We start from the raw sequence: 17,209 nt of genomic DNA, 5'->3' as shown, positions 1-17,209 counted from the left end.
TCATCCTCGCATTCTTGCCTTGCATGTTTTCTCCAATGCCCCCACCGCTTCTGCCACGCGAGCGTCGGCATCTTCGTCGGTAAGGGTGCGTGAAGCGTCCTGTAAAATCAAGCCCATAGCGAGACTCTTTCGCCCTTCCTCGATTCCCTTGCCCGCATAGCGGTCGAACAGGCGGATCTCCCGCAGCGTCTCGCCCAAGGTTCCGCGCACGGCGGCCTCGACACTGGCCCAGGTCACCTCCTCGGGCAGCTCCACGGCGATGTCCCGGCGCACGGCGGGGAAGCGGGCCACGCGCGTCGCACTGGGCAGGCGACGCGCCAGCAACGGCTCGAGCGCCACCTCCATCACGTGCACGTCGGCGCCGAGATCGAGCACCTTGGCCAGCGCCGGGTGCAGTGCGCCGATGAAACCGGCCGGGTGGCCGTCGCGCAGCACGCGGGCACCCCGACCGGGATGCAGCCACGACGGCAGGTCGGCGGTGTCCACCGACCAGCGGGCCGGTTCACCGGTACGGGCGATCAACGCATCGAGATCACCCTTGAGATCGAAGAAATCGATCGGTCGCGAGGGCTCGCCCCACTGTTCGGCACGAGCGCTCCCGGAGGCGACCACGGCCACGCGGTCGACCTCGTCGGGGGCCCCTCCCGTGGCATGGAAGCTACGGGCCACCTCGAACAGGCGCACGCGCTCCTGCTGGCGGGCAGCGTTGTAGCGCAGTGCCTCGACCAGGCCGGGCAGCAACGAGGTACGCATCACGGCCAGGTCGGCCGATAGCGGGTTGGCCAACGGCACCCAGGCGGCGTCGACACCCCACGTCCTGAGCAGGTCGGCGTTGACGAACGACAGCGTCACCGCCTCGAAATAGCCGCGTGACACGAGCTGATCTCGCAGCTGCATCGCGGACAGGCGCGCTTCCGGCTCGGGCTCGAGGGCGATCTTGCCCGCGGGCGTGGTGGTGGGAATACGTTCGTAACCGTGGATGCGGGCGACCTCTTCGATGAGGTCTTCCTCGCGTTCGATGTCGAAGCGGCTGCTGGGCGGGGTGATCCGCCAGCCGTCGGCGACTTCTTCCACCGCCATGCCCAGCGCGGTGAAGATGCGCGAGACCTCGCTCGCGGCCACCTCGATGCCGAGCACGCGGCGCAGGCGCGCATGGCGCAGCAGCACCGGCGCGTGCTCGCGGAGGTCTTCGCTCCGCTCAGCGACGACGATCGGTCCCGCCTTGCCACCGGCGATGTCCAGCAACAGCTCCGTGGCACGCTCCAGGGCGCGACGGGGAAGCGCGGGATCGACGCCACGCTCGAAACGATGCGACGCGTCGGTATGCAGCCCGAGCTTGCGCGCGCGCCCCATGATGGCCGACGGCGCGAAATGCGCGGCCTCGAGGAACACGTTGCGGGTCGTGTCGGTAAAGCGCGAATCGAAACCGCCCATCACGCCGGCGACGGCGAGCGGACGAGCCTCGTCGGCGATGACCAGGAACGAGGGATCGAGCTTCGCCTCGTTGCCGTCGAGCAGCTTGAGGGTTTCACCCTGCGTGGCGTGACGGACGACGATCGACCCGGCGAGCTTGTCGTTGTCGAACGCGTGCATCGGCTGCCCCAGCTCGAGCATCACGTACTGGGTGATGTCGACCACGGCGCCGATCGGGCGGATGCCCGCTCGACGCAAACGCTCGGCCAGCCACAGCGGCGAGGGAGCGCTCGCGTCGATGCCTTCGATCACGCGGCCGAGGTAGCGCGGCGCGTCGGCGCCTGCTTCGAGCCTCACCGTCCGCGTCGCGGCCGACGCCACCGCCGCCTCGCCCACGCCGATGGACTTCACCCGGCTGCCGAACAGCGCGGCCACGTCGTGCGCGAGGCCGTTGAGGCCGAGCACGTCGGGACGGTTCGGGGTGACCTTCAGCTCGATGCTGGCATCGGGCAGGCCGAGATACGCGGTCAACGACTGCCCTAGCGGCGCGTCGGACGGCAGTTCGAGCAGACCCGAGGCGTCGGCGTCGATGCCCAGCTCCTTCGCGGAACAGAGCATGCCGAAGGATTCGACGCCACGCAGCTTGGCCGCCTTGATCTGGATACCGCCCGGCAACGTGCCGCCGACGGTGGCCAGCGGCACGCGGATGCCCACGCGGGCGTTGGGGGCGCCGCAGACGATCTGCAGCGGGGCACCCTGCCCCGTGCTCACGCTGCATACCTGCAGGCGATCGGCCTCGGGATGCTTCGCCGCCGCGACGATCTCGGCGACGACGACGCCGTCGAGGTTCTCGCCCAGCGGCGTGACGTCTTCGACTTCGAGGCCGGCCATGGTGAGGGCATGCACGAGCGCGGCGCGGTCCGCGTCGACGGTCACCAGCTCACGCAACCAGTTTTCGGAGAATTTCATGGGAGCGACTCGTTGAACGGGGTGGGCGGATCAGGCGAACTGGCGAAGGAAGCGCAGGTCGTTGTCGAAGAACGCGCGCAGATCGCTTACGCCGTAGCGCAGCATGGCGAAGCGCTCGACACCCAGGCCGAACGCGAAGCCCGTGTAACGCTCCGGATCGATGCCGCAGTTCTTCAGCACGGCGGGGTGCACCATGCCGCAGCCCAACACTTCGAGCCAGCGCGTGGAGCCGTCTTCGGCATCCCAGCGAATGTCCACCTCGGCCGACGGCTCGGTGAACGGGAAGTAGCTCGGACGAAAGCGCATTTCGAAATCGCGCTCGAAGAAGGCGCGAACGAACTCCGCCAGCGTGCCCTTCAGATCGGCGAAGCTGGAGGTTTCGTCGACCAGCAGGCCCTCGATCTGATGGAACATCGGCGAGTGGGTCTGGTCGGAATCGCTGCGGTAGACCTTGCCCGGCGCGATGATGCGGATGGGCGGCTGGCGGCCGCGCATCGAGCGAATCTGCACCGGCGAGGTATGCGTGCGCAGCAAGCGCCCGTCACCGAAATAGAAGGTGTCGTGCATCGCCCGCGCGGGATGGTGCGGCGGGAAATTCAGCGCCTCGAAATTGTGCCAGTCGTCTTCGATCTCGGGGCCGTCGGCACGCTGGTAGCCAAGCCGGCCGAAGATGTCGGCGATGCGCTCGAGGGCGCGGGTGATCGGATGGATGCCGCCGAAGTCGCCGTCGCGGCCCGGCAGGGTGACATCGATGCGCTCGGAAGCGAGGCGGCGGTCGAGTTCGGCCTGTTCCAGCGTCCGCTTGCGGGCGGCGATGGCATCGGTCAGACGCTCCTTGACGCGATTGACCTCGGCGCCTCGCGCCTTGCGCTCCTCGGCGGAGAGCTGGCCTAGCGCCTTCAGGGCGGCGGTGATCGCGCCGTTCTTGCCCAGCAGGGCGACGCGGACGGCATCCAGGGCCTCGAGCGAGACGGCGGACTCGATGTCGCTCAGGGAGGCGTCGATTTGCTCGATCGATTCCATCGGTTTTCCTGATGTTTTCAGGCACACAAAAAAAGATGGGGAGAAGGCAAGGCCTTCTCCCCACGTTATCCATCATCGCGCGGCAGGTGTTACCGCGCGTGGTAAAGCGGATTACGCAGCCAGACTGGCCTTGGCCTTCTCTGCGATCGCGCCAAACGCCTTGATGTCGTGCACGGCGAGGTCGGCGAGGACCTTGCGGTCGACCGAGATGTTGGCCTTGGCCAGACCGTTGATCAGACGGCTGTACGACAGACCGAACTGACGGGCGGCGGCATTGATACGGACGATCCACAGCGCGCGGAACTGACGCTTGCGCTGCTTGCGGCCGATGTACGCGTACTGACCGGCCTTGATGACGGCCTGGTTGGCTACGCGGAAGACCTTGCGGCGGGCGTTGTAATAACCCTTGGCACGGCCGATGATTTTCTTGTGACGACGACGGGCGGTAACACCGCGCTTAACACGAGCCATTACTTAGTCTCCCTTAGAGATACGGCAACATGCGAGCCACACCCTTGGTGTCGCACGCCTTGACGTGGTTGGGAGCGCGCAGGCCGCGCTTACGCTTGGTCGACTTCTTGGTCAGGATGTGCGACTTGAAGGCGTGACCGGCCTTGAACTTGCCCGAAGCGGTCTTGCGAAAACGCTTCGCGGCCGCCCGGTTGGTCTTGATCTTGGGCATCGGAATGCTCCGTATCTACGATTGCTGACTGATCCGGCGGCGGGGCCTCGCGGCGCCTGCGCTTTCCTTCCTGCCGGGGACGGTGATCGGCCCTTCCTTGCGGGCCGAGCCGGCGATTATACACAAATCGTGAAAATTCAACACTCAGCCATGGTGGGGCGTTCCCTACCCGTCATTCCTGCGAACGCAGGAATCCAGAGCCCCGGTGCCGAGACTGGCGGAGGAGTCAGAGCGAAAAACCGTAGGAAGCTCGTCGCGACAGCCTGATGTCAGGCGCTGGGCTCCCGCGTGCGCGGGAGCGACGTCTCAGTGGACATGAGAACGGCGCCCTGGGGCGCCGTTCGGGACGATCAGATCTTCTTCTTCGGACCGATCATCATGACCATCTGCCGGCCTTCGAGGCGGGGGAAAGACTCCACCACGCCGTCTTCGCCGATATCGGCCTGGATCTTCCTGGCGAGGTTCTGGCCGAGGTCCTGGTGGGACATCTCACGGCCGCGGAAGCGGATCGTGACCTTCACCTTGTCGCCTTCCTCGAGGAACTCGCGCATCTTGCGCAGCTTGATGTCGTAGTCGCCCACGTCGGTCACGGGGCGGAACTTCACTTCCTTGATTTCGACCTGCTTCTGTTTCTTCTTGGCGGCCTGGGCCTTCTTCTGGGCTTCGAACTTGAACTTGCCGAAATCCATGATCTTGCAGACCGGCGGATCGCCGTTCGGCTGGATTTCGACGAGGTCGAGACCGTCCTCCTCGGCGCGGCGGATGGCCTCACGGGTATCCATGATGCCCAGCTGCTCGCCCTCGGGACCCAGCACGCGCACTTTGGGCACGCGGATCTCGTTGTTCTTGCGATTGCCCTTGTTATCGGTCGTAGCGATAACGCTATCCTCCAGAAGAATGAACCCTATGGCGAGCCCGTGCCTTCAGCGACGGGCCTCTGCCTCCAGTTTCGCGGCGAAGTCGGCCACCGGCATGCTGCCGAGGTCTTCGCCACCGCGAGTACGTACGGAAACGGTACCCTGTTCCTTCTCGCGGTCACCGACCACGATGAGGTAGGGCACTTTCTGCATCGTATGCTGCCGGATTTTATATCCGACCTTTTCGTTGCGCAAATCGGCATCCACCCTGAAGCCTTGTCCAACAAGGGCTTGCGTGACCTCACGCACATAATCGGCCTGAGCGTCGGTAATACCGAACACGACGGCCTGAATGGGGGCGAGCCACGGCGGAAGCAAGCCCGCGTGATGCTCGATGAGAATACCGATGAAGCGCTCCATCGAGCCGACGATGGCCCGGTGAAGCATGACGGGGTGCTGACGCTGGCTGTTTTCGTCCACGTACTCGGCGCCGAGGCGCTCGGGCATCATGAAATCCACCTGCATCGTGCCGACCTGCCAGGTACGGCCGATCGAATCCTTCATATGATACTCGATCTTGGGGCCGTAGAAGGCACCCTCGCCCGGAAGCTCTTCCCACGTCACCCCGGCCGCGGACAGCGCCTTGCGCAGGGCGTCCTCCGCCTTGTCCCAGACGTCCTCGGCGCCGATGCGCTTTTCGGGGCGCAGGGCGATCTTCATGGCGATGTCCTCGAAACCGAAATCCGAGTACACCTGCATGGCCTGCTGGTGGAAAGCCGCCACCTCCTCCTCGATCTGCGCCGGGGTGCAGAAGATATGGCCGTCGTCCTGGGTGAAGGCGCGCACGCGCATGATGCCGTGCAGCGCGCCCGAGGGTTCGTTGCGATGGCAGCCGCCGAACTCGCCGTAGCGGATCGGCAGGTCGCGGTAGCTGTGCAGGTTGGCGTTGAAGATCTGCACGTGGCCCGGGCAATTCATCGGCTTGAGCGCGTAGGTGCGCTTTTCCGACTCGGTGAAGAACATGTTCTCGTGGTAGTTGTCCCAATGGCCGGACTTCTTCCACAGGCTCACGTCCATGATCTGCGGCCCGCGCACTTCCTGGTAGCCGCTCTTGCGATACACGCCGCGCACGTACTGCTCCACCACCTGCCAGATGGCCCAGCCCTTGGGGTGCCAGAAGACCATCCCCGGGGCTTCTTCCTGCTGGTGGAAGAGGTCGAGCTCCTTGGCGATGCGGCGGTGGTCGCGCTTCTCGGCTTCCTCGAGCTGGACGAGGTAGGCTTTCAGGTCCTTGTCGTTGAGCCACGACGTACCGTAGATGCGGCTGAGCATCTCGTTGTTGGAATCGCCACGCCAATAGGCGCCGGCCACCTTCATCAGCTTGAACGCGCGCAGCTTGCCGGTGTTGGACACATGGGGGCCGCGGCACAGGTCGGTGAACTCGCCCTGGGTATAGAGCGATAGCTCTTCGCCGGCCGGGATCGACTCGATGATCTGCGCCTTGTATTCCTCGCCCAGGTCACGGAAGAAACGGATCGCCTCGTCGCGGCTCTTCACCGAGCGCGTGACGGGAATCTGTTCCTTGACGATCTTCTCCATCTCGGCCTGGATGGCGGCCAGGTCGTCGGGCGTGAAGGGACGCTCGTAGGCGAAGTCGTAATAGAAGCCGTTGTCGATGACCGGACCGATGGTGACCTGCGCGCCGGGGAACAGGCGTTGCACGGCCTGGCCGAGCAGGTGCGCCGTGGAGTGGCGCAGGATGTCCAGGGCCTCGGGGCTCTTCTCCGTGACGATTTCCAGCGAGGCGTCGCGATCGATGGTGAAGCTCGCATCGACCAGCTTGCCGTCCACCTTGCCGGCGAGGGTGGCCTTGGCGAGGCCGGCGCCGATCGAGGCGGCGACGTCCTGCACGGACACGGGATGGTCGAAGGGGCGCTGGCTGCCGTCGGGGAGCGTGATCTGGATCATGGGAACGGATTTCCGGACAAACAAAAAGGGCGCCAGGCGCCCTTCGGATGGAGACGAAGACGTGGCGGTGGAGTCAGGTTGAGCAGGTCGTAGTCCGCATGTCGCACACTCGGCCGGCGTTGCCGCGGGCCACCCTCGTCTCGTGGATACCGGCAAAAACTAGTTCAGCCCTTGCGCCGTGTCAACGGCACGCTCCGTTACAATGGGGTTTCCCCCTCCTCGGGCAAGCCCCATGCGCATCCTGGTCACCGGCAGTGCCGGCTTCGTCGGCGCGGCCCTCACCGAACGCCTGCTGGCACGCGGCGATACGGTGCTGGGCCTCGACAACCACAACGACTACTACGACCCGGCCCTGAAAGAGGCCCGGCTCGCCCGCTTCGCGAGCCACCCCGCCTACACGCACCGGCGTGCCGATCTCGCCGAGCAGGCCGCCGTGGACAAGGCGTTCGCGGACTTCGTGCCCGAGCGCGTGGTCAACCTGGCCGCGCAGGCCGGCGTGCGCTATTCGCTCACCCATCCCCACGCCTACGTGCAGAGCAACCTGGTCGGTTTCGTGAACGTGCTCGAGGCCTGCCGGCGCCACGATGTGGGTCACCTGGTGTATGCGTCGTCCAGCTCGGTCTACGGCGCCAACCGGAAGATGCCCTTCGCCGTGGAAGACGCCGTGGATCATCCCGTGAGCCTCTACGCGGCCACCAAGAAGTCCAACGAGCTGATGGCGCATACGTACAGCCACCTGTTCGGCCTGCCGACCACGGGGCTACGCTTCTTCACGGTGTACGGGCCGTGGGGCCGTCCGGACATGTCGCCGATCCTGTTCGCCAGCCGCATCCTGCGCGGCGAGCCCATCGACGTGTTCAACCACGGACAGCACAGCCGCGACTTCACCTATATCGACGACATCGTCGAGGGCGTGATCCGTACGCTCGACCACCCCGCGCGCCCCGATCCGTCGTACGACCCGACGATGCCGAATCCCGGCACCTCGTCGGCGCCGTATCGCGTCTACAACATCGGCAACGACGAGCCGGTGCAGCTGCTCGATTTCATCGGCTTGCTCGAGAAGCACCTCGGACGCAGCGTCGAGAAGAACCTGCTGCCGATGCAGCCGGGCGACGTGCCGGACACGTGGGCCGACGTGTCGGCGTTGCGGCGCGATGTGGGGTATGCCCCGTCGACGCCGGTGGATGAGGGAGTGCGGCGGTTCGCGGAGTGGTACAAGGGGTTTTACAGGGCCGACTGAGGCGACCTGTATTCGCCGATACGATCGGCTCCCACCCTTCCAGTAGCAACGTTCCCAGCGAGCGGGGGGCCATCCGGCGACGGCGAATACCGTCAGAGCAGGCGGCGGAGCAACCCGGAGGCCCGCTTCGTTTTCCTGCCGATGGCATACGCCACGATGTCGCCTCCCGCCAGCAGCGTGAAATGCGTCCGCGCGCGGGTCACGCCCGTGTAGAGCAACTCCCGCGTCAAGACGGGTGAGGGCTCCGCCGGCAACGCCAGGGCGGTGTGCTCGAATTCGGAGCCCTGCGACTTGTGCACCGTCATCGCGTACACCGTGTCGACGGCGGCCAGTCGGCTGGGCACGACGAAGCGCACGCGCTCGCGACCGTGCTCGTCCATCACGCCGAAAGCCACGCGCAAAGCCATGCCGCCCTGCCCGTCGGGAATCCACAGCGTGACGCCGACGTCGCCGTTCATCAGTCCCAGCGCGTAGTCGTTACGGGTGACCATCACCGGGCGGCCTTCGTACCAGTCGCGCCCCGCATCGACGTAGCCGCGCTCGACCAGCCCCTGCGCGATGCGCTCGTTCTGTCCCACGACGCCGTGATCGCCGTGGCGGGACGCGCAGAGCAACTGGAAGCGCGCATGGGCACGCAATGCCCGGGATCCCCATGCCTCGAAGGAAGCGAAAGGCGCGTCGGCCGCGGGCCGTTCGCGTTCGATCCAGTCGAACCAGGCCCGATACCCCGGCGCCCCGTCCCGTCCTTCGATGGCGAGCGTCGCGATGGCCGCCGCCGAAGGCGCATGCATGGCGATGTCACCCGTGGACGACTCGAACGCGCGCCGGGCCGCCGCCGCGTCGCCACGATGGATCGCCGACGCGAGTTCGCCGATGCCGCTTTCCGCGCCGAAACGGTGGCTGTGCCGCAGCATCACCACGCGCTGGTCGAGAGCTCGGGCGTCCCCGTCGCTCCAGGGCGATACGTCCATGCCGCAGACGGCGGCGAGCCAGCGACAGGTGTCGGCGTCATAGTGACCCGCATCGGCACGGGCGCAGAGATCACCCAGCACGGCACCGGCCTCCACGGACGACAGCTGGTCCTTGTCGCCCAACAGCACCAGGCGCGCCCCGGCGGGCAAGGCGTCGAGCGTCGCGGCCATGAGTTCGAGGTCGATCATCGACGCTTCGTCGATCACGAGCACGTCGAGGTGGAGGGGGTCGTCGCGATCGTGACGGAACGCCCGGCTGTCGGGCCGGCTGCCGAGTAACCGATGCAAGGTGGCGACCTCGGCGGGGATCGCCTGCTTCACCGCCGGATCGACATCCAGTCGCTCGATCTGTCCCGCGATGGAGGCATTGAGACGGGCGGCCGCCTTGCCGGTCGGTGCCGCCAGGCGGATGCGCAGTCGCGGCTCGCCACGACGATGGGCCAGGGTCTGCCAGAGGCCGAGCAGTCGCACCACCGTGGTGGTCTTGCCCGTGCCGGGGCCGCCGGTGATCACGGTGAAGGTACCGCGAGCGGCGACGGCGCAGGCGATCTTCTGCCAATCGGGCGTGTCGCCGCCGCCGGGGAAAAGGCGCGACAGCTCGTCTTTCAGTTCGGCGGGCGTATCGGCCGGCGCCAGGCGGCCGACGATGGCCTCGGCCACGCGAACCTCGTCGCGCCAGAAGCGGCGCAGGTAAAGCAGCCCGCCCTCCAGCACCAGCGGCGCGGCGGGATCGCCCGCCGGACCCGCCACCAGGGGCGACCCCATGAGCCAGTCCGGCGCGTCGACGAGCCAGGGCTCCCTCTGCCCGAGCGCCTCGACATCGATGCAGATATGGCCGTCGCCCAATTCCCGGCTCGCAAGCGCGGCGGCCGCGAGTACGCGCGGCCCCGCCGACGCGTCGAGCGTCGCCAGGAAACGCGCGAAGGCGCGGTCGATCGGGCGCAGGCGCCCTTCGTCAACGGCGGCGTCGAGCCAGGTGTCGATGTCGAGGCTCATGCGCGCCCTCCGTCGAACAGCATGTCGAGCGCATCGATCATCGCTTTCGTCGGTCGCTCCACATGCACCCCGTGACCGTCGCCGTCGACGCCGCGCAGGTAGAGATACACGGAGCCGCCGACATGGCGATCGTAATCGTAATCGCGGCCCAACCGGGAACGAAGCAGGCGATGCAATGCGAGCAGGTAGAGCGCGTATTGCAGCTCGTAGCGGGATCCCAGGATCGAGCGGCGCATCGCCGCAGGTGTATAGGCACGTTCATCGGTACCCAGCCAGTTCGACTTGTAGTCGATCACGTACCAGCGCCCTTCGTGTTCCACGATGAGATCGATGAACCCCTTGAGCATGCCGTTCACGCGATCGGACGACAGGGCCATGCGAGGTTCACCGTCCAGGGTGTGCTCGCGCACGATGCGATCCAGCACCAGGGTATCCACGTGGCGCGCCTCGAAAAGGAATTCGAGCTCGGCACGGTAGCGCGACGGGTCATCCAGCGCGGCCAGCGCGAAAGCGTCTCCGCCGGGCAAGGCCAGCGGCGTGTGAAGCAGGGACTGCAGCCATGCATGGAGTACGTCGATCCAGTGCGTCCAGCCCTGGCGTTCGCAACGGCGCGCGATCATGTCGCGCAGCCGCGCGGGATCGGCGGCGATGGCGGAAAAGCCCTCTTCCGCGATCCATTCGAGCAGGTCGTGCAGGAACGTGCCGGCGTCTGCGCCACGCGGAAAGCCGTGGATCGTCTCGGCACGCAACGGCTCCACCACCGCCTCGGCCTCGTATTCCACGATGACGTCGTCCGCCGCCGTCTCCGGCGCGACCGCCTCGTCGTAGCGCAGCCCGCTGTAGCTGGCGATGCGCCACGGCTCGGCACGCACGGCGACCGGCACGCGTGCCGGCAACGGCCGCGAATCCACCTGCGGCGGAGCGTAGCGATCGTCGGACGGCGCGGGCATGTATTCCACGGCGATCGCCTCGCTATCGCCCGCCATGCGTCGCAGGAGGCCTTCCAGCATGCCGTTGTCGATCTCGGCACCGCCCGCGAGCAGGTGGCCGAACGCCGAACGGTGCACCTGCGGTTTGCGCGCCGCGTTGTAGCAGACCGGCGCGACGCCCATCCAGCACGCGTGGCGCGCACGGGTCATGGCGACGTAGAGAAGGCGAAGGTCTTCCTGCAGCGCCGCCCGCTCGGCGGCTTCTTTCGCCTCGCGAACCGCATCGCCCGCGGCATCGTTGCTGGCGGAGAGCAATTCGATCTGCGAGCCCTCGCCGTCGTGGTAACGATAGCCCTGCCCCGCGCGCAAGCCACCCGCGGCACAGACGAAGGGCAGGAAGACCAGCGGGTATTCGAGCCCCTTGGATTTGTGGATGGTCACCACCTTCACCAGGTCGTCATCGCTCTCCAGGCGCACGATCTGCTCGTCGCCGGTATGGCCGGCACGATCGGCGATGCGCTCCGCGAGATGGCGGATGAGCGCCTGCTCGCCTTCGATGGTCGAGGCCGCCTGCTGCAACAGCTCGGCGAGGTGCAGCAGGTTGGTGAGGCTGCGCTCGCCTCCCTTCGCGCCAAGCAGGCGTCCGGGCAGGTCGAAATCGTGGAGCAGGCGATGCAGCATCGCCAGCACGCCCGACTTCCGCCAGACCTCACGCAAGGCGAAGAATTGCTGGCCACGCCGCTCCCAGTGGCCCTCGTCGGTGTTGAGCCGTTCCAGCTCGCCGTAACCGAGGTCCAGCGTGCGCGTCGCCAGCGCGGCGCGCATCGCCGTGTCGGACGAAGGTTCCGCCACCGCGCGCAACCAAAACGACACGTCGACGGCCTCGACGCTGTCGAGTACCGAATCGCGGTCGGAAAGGAACACGCTGCGCACGTCGCGCGCATCCAGCGCGTCGCGGATTTCCCGTGCCTCGTTGTGGCTGCGCACGAGAATGGCGATGTCGGCGGGCACGAGCGCCTGCAGTCGACCTTCGTCCGTCAGGAATCCACAGCGTCCTTCCTTCGCCGCTTCCAGCAGGCGCACGATGCCGCTCGCGCAGGCCGCGGCCATCTGGTCGCGATAGGCGCGCACGCCGATCGGCGCCTCGTCGTCGAGCAGCCAGAAGCGGAGGGCCGGTTGCGTTTGGCCGTCGAGCACGAAACGCTCCGCCCTGCCCCGCGCCTTCACCGGCACGAATGGCAGGCCGCGATCGGCGAAATGAAACGCGCCGGTCGCGTGCGACTCGGCATGGGAGAACACGGCATTCACCGCCTCGACCATGCCCAGGCTGGAGCGATGGTTGGTATCCAGGCCGTAATGCGGAGCCCGCGTATGCGTGCGCGCAGCGAGGTACGTGTGGATGTCGGCGCCGCGGAAGGCGTAGATCGCCTGCTTGGGATCGCCGATGAGCAGCAGGCCCGTGTCCGGCGCGTTCGCGTAGACCGCCTGGAAGATGCGGTACTGCAGCGGGTCGGTGTCCTGGAATTCGTCGATGAGCGCCAGCGGATATTGCTGCCGGATCGTCGCCGCCAGGGTATCGCCCGCGGTCGACGTCAGCGCAGCATCCAGCCTCAGCAGCAGGTCGTCGAAGCCGATCTGCGCACGGCGGCGCTTTTGCGCGGCGAAACGCTCGCGCACCCACGGGAGCGCCTCGGCGAGGATCGCGTGGCGCACGTCGACCTTGCCCCCCTGCCATTCGCTCCAGTGCTCAAGCGCGGCGAACGCCGGATGCTCCGGGCGCGCCTTGCCCTTGCCCGTGGCCTTGGCCAGGCGCGACAGGCCATAGCGCGCAATGTCGAAGCCGGCCGCGTCGCGCGTCGCCGCCCAACGGCGCATCGCGGCCATGTCGGCGGGCATGCGGTCGGGCTTGTACCAGCCGTTGTGCAGCACCTTGTCGCGCACCGCCTCGACGAGGACCCGCTCGATGCGCTCCGCGTCGGCCAGCCATGACGCGGCGGCGGCGTCGAGGCGACGGCGGTCTTCCTCGTCCCATGCACGACGCCGATCGATGACGTCGCCGATCGCCGCGCCGTCGGCTAGCGGCTCGCCGTTGACGCGCAGCACGGCCTCGCCACCGAACAGCAGCGGCCTGAGGTCCGACAGCAGGGCGTCCGGCGTGGTCCATGCTTCCAGCACCGGCGCCAGCCCGGCCTCGTCGAGCGGATAGAACGCCTGTCGCCAGTAGTCGCGCACGCAGTCGGCCAGCAGTTCGGTCTCGTCCGGCTCCAGGGTCTGCGCGAACGCATGGCCACTACCGAAGGCATGCTGGACCAGCATGCGCTGGCTCCAGCCGTGGATGGTGAAGATCGCCGCCTCGTCCATCCATTGGGCGGCCAGTTCGAGACGGCGCGCGCAGGCGGCATGCGTGTCGGCGGGAAGATCGGCGAGCAATCCGTCGAGGAAGGCGTCGCCTCCGCCTCCCTGGCGGAAGGCCAGCGAAGCTTCCACCAGCCGCGTGCGGATGCGCTCGCGCAATTCCTGCGTGGCGGCCTCGGTGAAGGTCACCACCAGCACCTGCGGCGGCAGCAGCGGTTGCGCCATGCCGTGACCGAGCACCGCGCGCACGTAGAGCGCGGCGATGGTCCAGGTCTTGCCGGTGCCGGCGCTGGCCTCGATGAGGCGCACGCCGTCGAGCGGCATGTCCAGCGGATTCAACGTTTCGACGGCGGCGTTCATGCCGGCTCCACGCGCAGGGCGGACAGGAAATCCCGGTAAGGCGCCAGGTGCTCGGCGAAGCCGGCGCCCGCCAACGCATCGAAATCCTGCCAGGCGCGCGCGAGGTAAGGGTCGCCGTCCACTTCGCCGCGCACGCGGTCGCTCATGCCTTCGTAGGCGGCACGCGCGCGCCGGGAAGCATCGTCGATATCCCCCGCCAGCCACGCGAGCGCCGTTCGTACCGCGACGGGAAGCGGCCGGGCCATGCCTTCGCGCCATTCGTTCAACAGGACGGCGAGCATCGCCCGCGCCTCATGGGCGTCGATCGGCGACATGGCGACGGTCGCATCGGGACCGACGTAGCGCGTTTCCACGCGCAGTCCCGCCGCCTGGGCGACGAGGTGATCGACCCACGGCATCACGAGACGATGCGCGCGCGGCGAGCCGTCGGCATCGAGCACGCCCGACGGCGACGGCAACAGGGCCGCGAGACGCCCCTCGGCATCCGCGCGCAGGTCGGACAGCCAGTCTTCGATGACGATGCCGTCGATATCCAGGCGGATTTCCCGCTTGCCGGCGTCGCGGGGCCAGGCCTTGCGCTCGGCGGCGACGCGGGCGTGCACGGAGGCCGCCACGTCGGTGAGATCGCGCCGCACGGATGCGGCGAAGCCGCCCATGGGCAGCGCACCGGCACGCTGGAGACGCGCGGCGGCGGCGTCGATCGCGAGGCTTGCCTCGCCCTCGTCCCGCCAGGCGGCGCGCAGCAGCGCGTCCGTCATGGCGAAGCGGTCCAGTCCGCCGAGCGCGAACGGCTCCAGTTCCTCGCTGGCGACGTCGGGCGCATCGAAGCGCACACCGAGGCGGGCCTGGAAGAACTCCCGGACGGGATGGCGCAGGAAACGGCGCAGCACGGCAAGCGCGATCGGCCGTTCGACCGACAGAGGCGGAAGCAAGGCGTCCGGGATTCGCTCCCGTCGGCCATGCGCTTCGCGCCATTCGTCGGCGTAGGTGAACAGGCGAGGATCGCCCGCCTGGAAATACGCACGGCCGAACGGCTGCAGGGGGTGCATGACGGTGAGGTCGTCGAGGATGCGCTCGCCTTCTTCCGTGCGCCAACCGGCGTCGAGATAGTCGCGCAACTGGCCCACGAGTACCGACGGCGCGCGCTCGCTGTTGTCGCGCACGCTGCGCCCCACCCAGCCGATGTGCAGCGCATCGCGCGCCGAAAGCAGCGCCTCGAGGAAAAGATAGCGATCGTCCTCGCGACGGGAGCGATCGCCGGGGCGCCACGCGCCCGCGCGGGACATCAGGTCGAAATCCATCGGCGGCCGGGCGCGGGGATAGTCGCCGTCGTTCATGCCCAACAGGCATACCAGACGAAACGGGATGGCACGCATCGGCATCAGCGTGCCGAAACTCACAGCGCCGGCGAGGAACCGCTTGGAAAGGCCACCGTCGTCGATCTGCCCCAGCCAGGCCTCACGCACCACGTCGACGGGCAGAGGCTCGTCGAAACCCGCCCCGGCGCAGGCGGCTTCCCAGGCATCGAGGGCCTCGTGCAGGCGCTGCACGCGCATGCGGTCTTCTGCGTCGGACGGCTCAAAGAAATCGCGCAACAAGGCCCGCAGGCGCGCCGCCCATGCCGCGGGCGAAGCGCGCTCGGCCAGGGCGCGCCAATGGCATCCCAGCCGGTCGAGCAGCTCGACCAGGGGGCCGATCAGATGGGCATCCAGGCCGCCGACCTCGCCATAAGGCTCGATGTCGCCCCAGGCTTCGCCGTTGCCCACCGCATAACCGAGCAGCATGCGCCGGAGCCCGAAGGCCCAGGTGTTCTGCTCCAGGGCCGGCAGGCCGAGCGACGCGCGCTGCGAGGCATCGAGGCCCCAGCGGATACCCGCCCCCTCTACCCAGCGATGCAGCAACGGAAGATCGTCGTCGCCGACTCCGAGGCGCTTGCGCACCGCGGGCACGTCGAGGAGATCGGCCAGTTCACCCGCGCCGAAGCGCGATTCGGTCAGCCCCATCAGCATGTCGAGCGCCATCACCAGCGGCACGCTGCCGCGCGAGGCGCGATCGGCCACGCTGTAGGGCACGTAACGCGGGTCGTCGCGCGGCACGCGGCCGAACACGGCATCGATATGCGGGCCGTAGGTCTCGATGTCGGGCACCATCACGATCACGTCGCGCGGGTGGATCGGATCGCCGGCCCTCACGGAGGCCTCGAAACGCGCCAGCAACTGATCGTGGAGGATCTCCACCTCGCGCTGCGGTGAATGCGCGACGTGGAAAGCGATGGACGTATCGCCGACGGCCCAGGTCGCGGGTTCGGCAGGCAACGGCTCCAGGTCGAGGATCGCCTGCTGCACCTGTCCCAGCAGGTTCGCGCCGGAAGGCTCCACGAAGAGATCGATGCGCTGGTCCCACGCGCTGAACCGCTCCCGGTACGTATCCGGATGATCGAACTCATCGAGCAGACGGATGTAATCGCGCCCTTGCTTGCCCCAGGAGGCGAGCAGGGGGTGCGCATGCAGATGCATGTCTTCGGCCGACGGCATGGACGGCATGCCCGGCTTCGCCTGCTGGCGACGGCGCTCGGCGCGGAGCAGCTCGCGGTCGTCGACGATGTCGGCCCAGTAATGGCGGCAGGGATTCATCACCACCAGCAGCACCTGGGACCAGCGCGACAGTGCCGACAGCGCCTCCAGCGTCTGTCGCGGCAGCGACGACATGCCGAACACCACGATGCGCCTCGGCAGCGTGGCCGGCCGTTCGCCGCCCCGCTCCACCGCCTCGAGGAACCGTGCATGGACCGCGGCACGATGGCTTTCCGCCTCACCCGGCCCCACGTCGGCGAGCAGCCGGCGCCAGAGCGCCGCCTGCCAGCGATCGGCCGGTGCCATGGCGGGCGCGCCGCCCCGCGCGTCGCGAAGGATGTCGTCGCCGAGCGCCCAGTCGTGCAGCCAGTCGGCGCGATAGACCTGGTATTGGTCGTAAAGGTCGGCCAGCCGCTCGGCCAATTGGTGGCATTTGCGCGCGTCGGTGCCGTCGCCGAGGAACGCCGCGAGCGGTTCGAAGGTGGATTCGCGGGCCACGGAAGGCAACAGGCGCATCAGGCGCCAGACCAGTCTCGACTTGTCGAACGGCGACTCCGGCGGCACCGCCTCACGGCCGAGCACGGCCCGATAGGCGTCCCACAGGAAGCGGCCGGGCAACTCGACGTCCACCGCCGCGGCAATGCCGAGACCGCCCTCGTCGACGCCTCGCGCCAGGGCCAGGCGAAACCACTGCGCGATGCCGTTGGACTGCACCAGCACGTGCTCGTCTTCCAGCGGCGACAGGGGTGTACGGCGCAGCCAGCCGGCGAGCACGTCGCGCAGTTCCTCCAGGCGATTGCCGTGGAGGACCATGAGACCCGGGGCGATGGTGTCGGTGGCGCTCAAGGGTTCCCTTTACGCAGGCGATGG

The 17,209-nt window shown here is 67.7% G+C and carries 10 protein-coding genes; 1 reads left to right on the top strand and 9 read right to left on the bottom strand.

Annotated elements, in window-relative coordinates:
- The 6 genes from pheT to thrS form a co-directional block, all read right to left on the bottom strand.
- On the bottom strand, nucleotides 1-2,382 hold the full coding sequence (gene pheT, locus JNG39_RS13730; protein WP_368312169.1) for a phenylalanine--tRNA ligase subunit beta: 2,382 nt from the start codon (nucleotides 2,380-2,382) through the stop codon (nucleotides 1-3).
- Nucleotides 2,383-2,412: 30 nt separating this feature from the next.
- Nucleotides 2,413-3,405 carry a phenylalanine--tRNA ligase subunit alpha gene (gene pheS / locus JNG39_RS13725; protein WP_368312167.1) on the bottom strand — a complete coding sequence of 331 codons (993 nt, stop codon included), beginning with the start codon at nucleotides 3,403-3,405 and terminating at the stop codon, nucleotides 2,413-2,415.
- 111 nt (nucleotides 3,406-3,516) lie between these two features.
- Nucleotides 3,517-3,876 (bottom strand): 50S ribosomal protein L20, encoded by a 360-nt coding sequence (gene rplT / locus JNG39_RS13720; RefSeq protein ID WP_072322974.1) that lies wholly within the window; start codon nucleotides 3,874-3,876, stop codon nucleotides 3,517-3,519.
- A gap of 13 nt (nucleotides 3,877-3,889) precedes the next feature.
- Nucleotides 3,890-4,087 (bottom strand): 50S ribosomal protein L35, encoded by a 198-nt coding sequence (rpmI, locus tag JNG39_RS13715; RefSeq protein WP_036114929.1) that lies wholly within the window; start codon nucleotides 4,085-4,087, stop codon nucleotides 3,890-3,892.
- A gap of 350 nt (nucleotides 4,088-4,437) precedes the next feature.
- Complete coding sequence (gene infC / locus JNG39_RS13710; RefSeq protein ID WP_345780027.1) at nucleotides 4,438-4,965, bottom strand: translation initiation factor IF-3; 528 nt, start codon at nucleotides 4,963-4,965, stop codon at nucleotides 4,438-4,440.
- Between the two features lie 45 nt (nucleotides 4,966-5,010).
- Nucleotides 5,011-6,912 carry a threonine--tRNA ligase gene (gene thrS, locus JNG39_RS13705; RefSeq protein WP_368312166.1) on the bottom strand — a complete coding sequence of 634 codons (1,902 nt, stop codon included), beginning with the start codon at nucleotides 6,910-6,912 and terminating at the stop codon, nucleotides 5,011-5,013.
- A 232-nt stretch (nucleotides 6,913-7,144) separates the two neighbouring features.
- Between thrS and JNG39_RS13700 the strand changes: the two genes are divergently transcribed.
- A complete protein-coding gene (locus tag JNG39_RS13700) occupies nucleotides 7,145-8,155 on the top strand; it encodes an NAD-dependent epimerase (protein ID WP_368312164.1) in 1,011 nt (336 codons plus the stop codon).
- A 92-nt stretch (nucleotides 8,156-8,247) separates the two neighbouring features.
- Here the strand turns inward: JNG39_RS13700 and recD are convergent, their stop codons facing one another.
- Genes recD through recC form a run of 3 tightly spaced genes read right to left on the bottom strand, consistent with a single transcriptional unit; the run spans nucleotide 8,248 to nucleotide 17,185 of the window.
- Complete coding sequence (recD, locus tag JNG39_RS13695; RefSeq protein ID WP_368312163.1) at nucleotides 8,248-10,122, bottom strand: exodeoxyribonuclease V subunit alpha; 1,875 nt, start codon at nucleotides 10,120-10,122, stop codon at nucleotides 8,248-8,250.
- Entirely contained in the window at nucleotides 10,119-13,766 is a 3,648-nt protein-coding gene (gene recB / locus JNG39_RS13690) for an exodeoxyribonuclease V subunit beta (RefSeq protein ID WP_368312162.1), read from the bottom strand. The genes recD and recB overlap by 4 nt, the downstream gene beginning before the upstream one ends.
- Nucleotides 13,763-17,185, bottom strand: a complete 3,423-nt coding sequence (recC, locus tag JNG39_RS13685; protein ID WP_368312159.1) for an exodeoxyribonuclease V subunit gamma — start codon at nucleotides 17,183-17,185, stop codon at nucleotides 13,763-13,765. The genes recB and recC overlap by 4 nt, the downstream gene beginning before the upstream one ends.
- Between the last annotated feature and the right edge of the window lie 24 nt (nucleotides 17,186-17,209).

Source organism: Luteibacter sp. CQ10 (genome assembly GCF_040900725.1).
GTDB lineage: Bacteria > Pseudomonadota > Gammaproteobacteria > Xanthomonadales > Rhodanobacteraceae > Luteibacter.
Note: the sequence above shows the minus strand (reverse complement) of the source record. Positions and strands in the feature narration are given on the sequence as shown.

Coding starts and splice junctions, on each gene's coding strand:
- recB (WP_368312162.1), bottom strand. CDS start 13,766: ATGAACGCCGCCGTCGAAACGTTGAATCCGCTGGACATGCCGCTCGAC.
- rpmI (WP_036114929.1), bottom strand. CDS start 4,087: ATGCCCAAGATCAAGACCAACCGGGCGGCCGCGAAGCGTTTTCGCAAG.
- pheT (WP_368312169.1), bottom strand. CDS start 2,382: ATGAAATTCTCCGAAAACTGGTTGCGTGAGCTGGTGACCGTCGACGCG.
- pheS (WP_368312167.1), bottom strand. CDS start 3,405: ATGGAATCGATCGAGCAAATCGACGCCTCCCTGAGCGACATCGAGTCC.
- recD (WP_368312163.1), bottom strand. CDS start 10,122: ATGAGCCTCGACATCGACACCTGGCTCGACGCCGCCGTTGACGAAGGG.
- JNG39_RS13700 (WP_368312164.1), top strand. CDS start 7,145: ATGCGCATCCTGGTCACCGGCAGTGCCGGCTTCGTCGGCGCGGCCCTC.
- thrS (WP_368312166.1), bottom strand. CDS start 6,912: ATGATCCAGATCACGCTCCCCGACGGCAGCCAGCGCCCCTTCGACCAT.
- rplT (WP_072322974.1), bottom strand. CDS start 3,876: ATGGCTCGTGTTAAGCGCGGTGTTACCGCCCGTCGTCGTCACAAGAAA.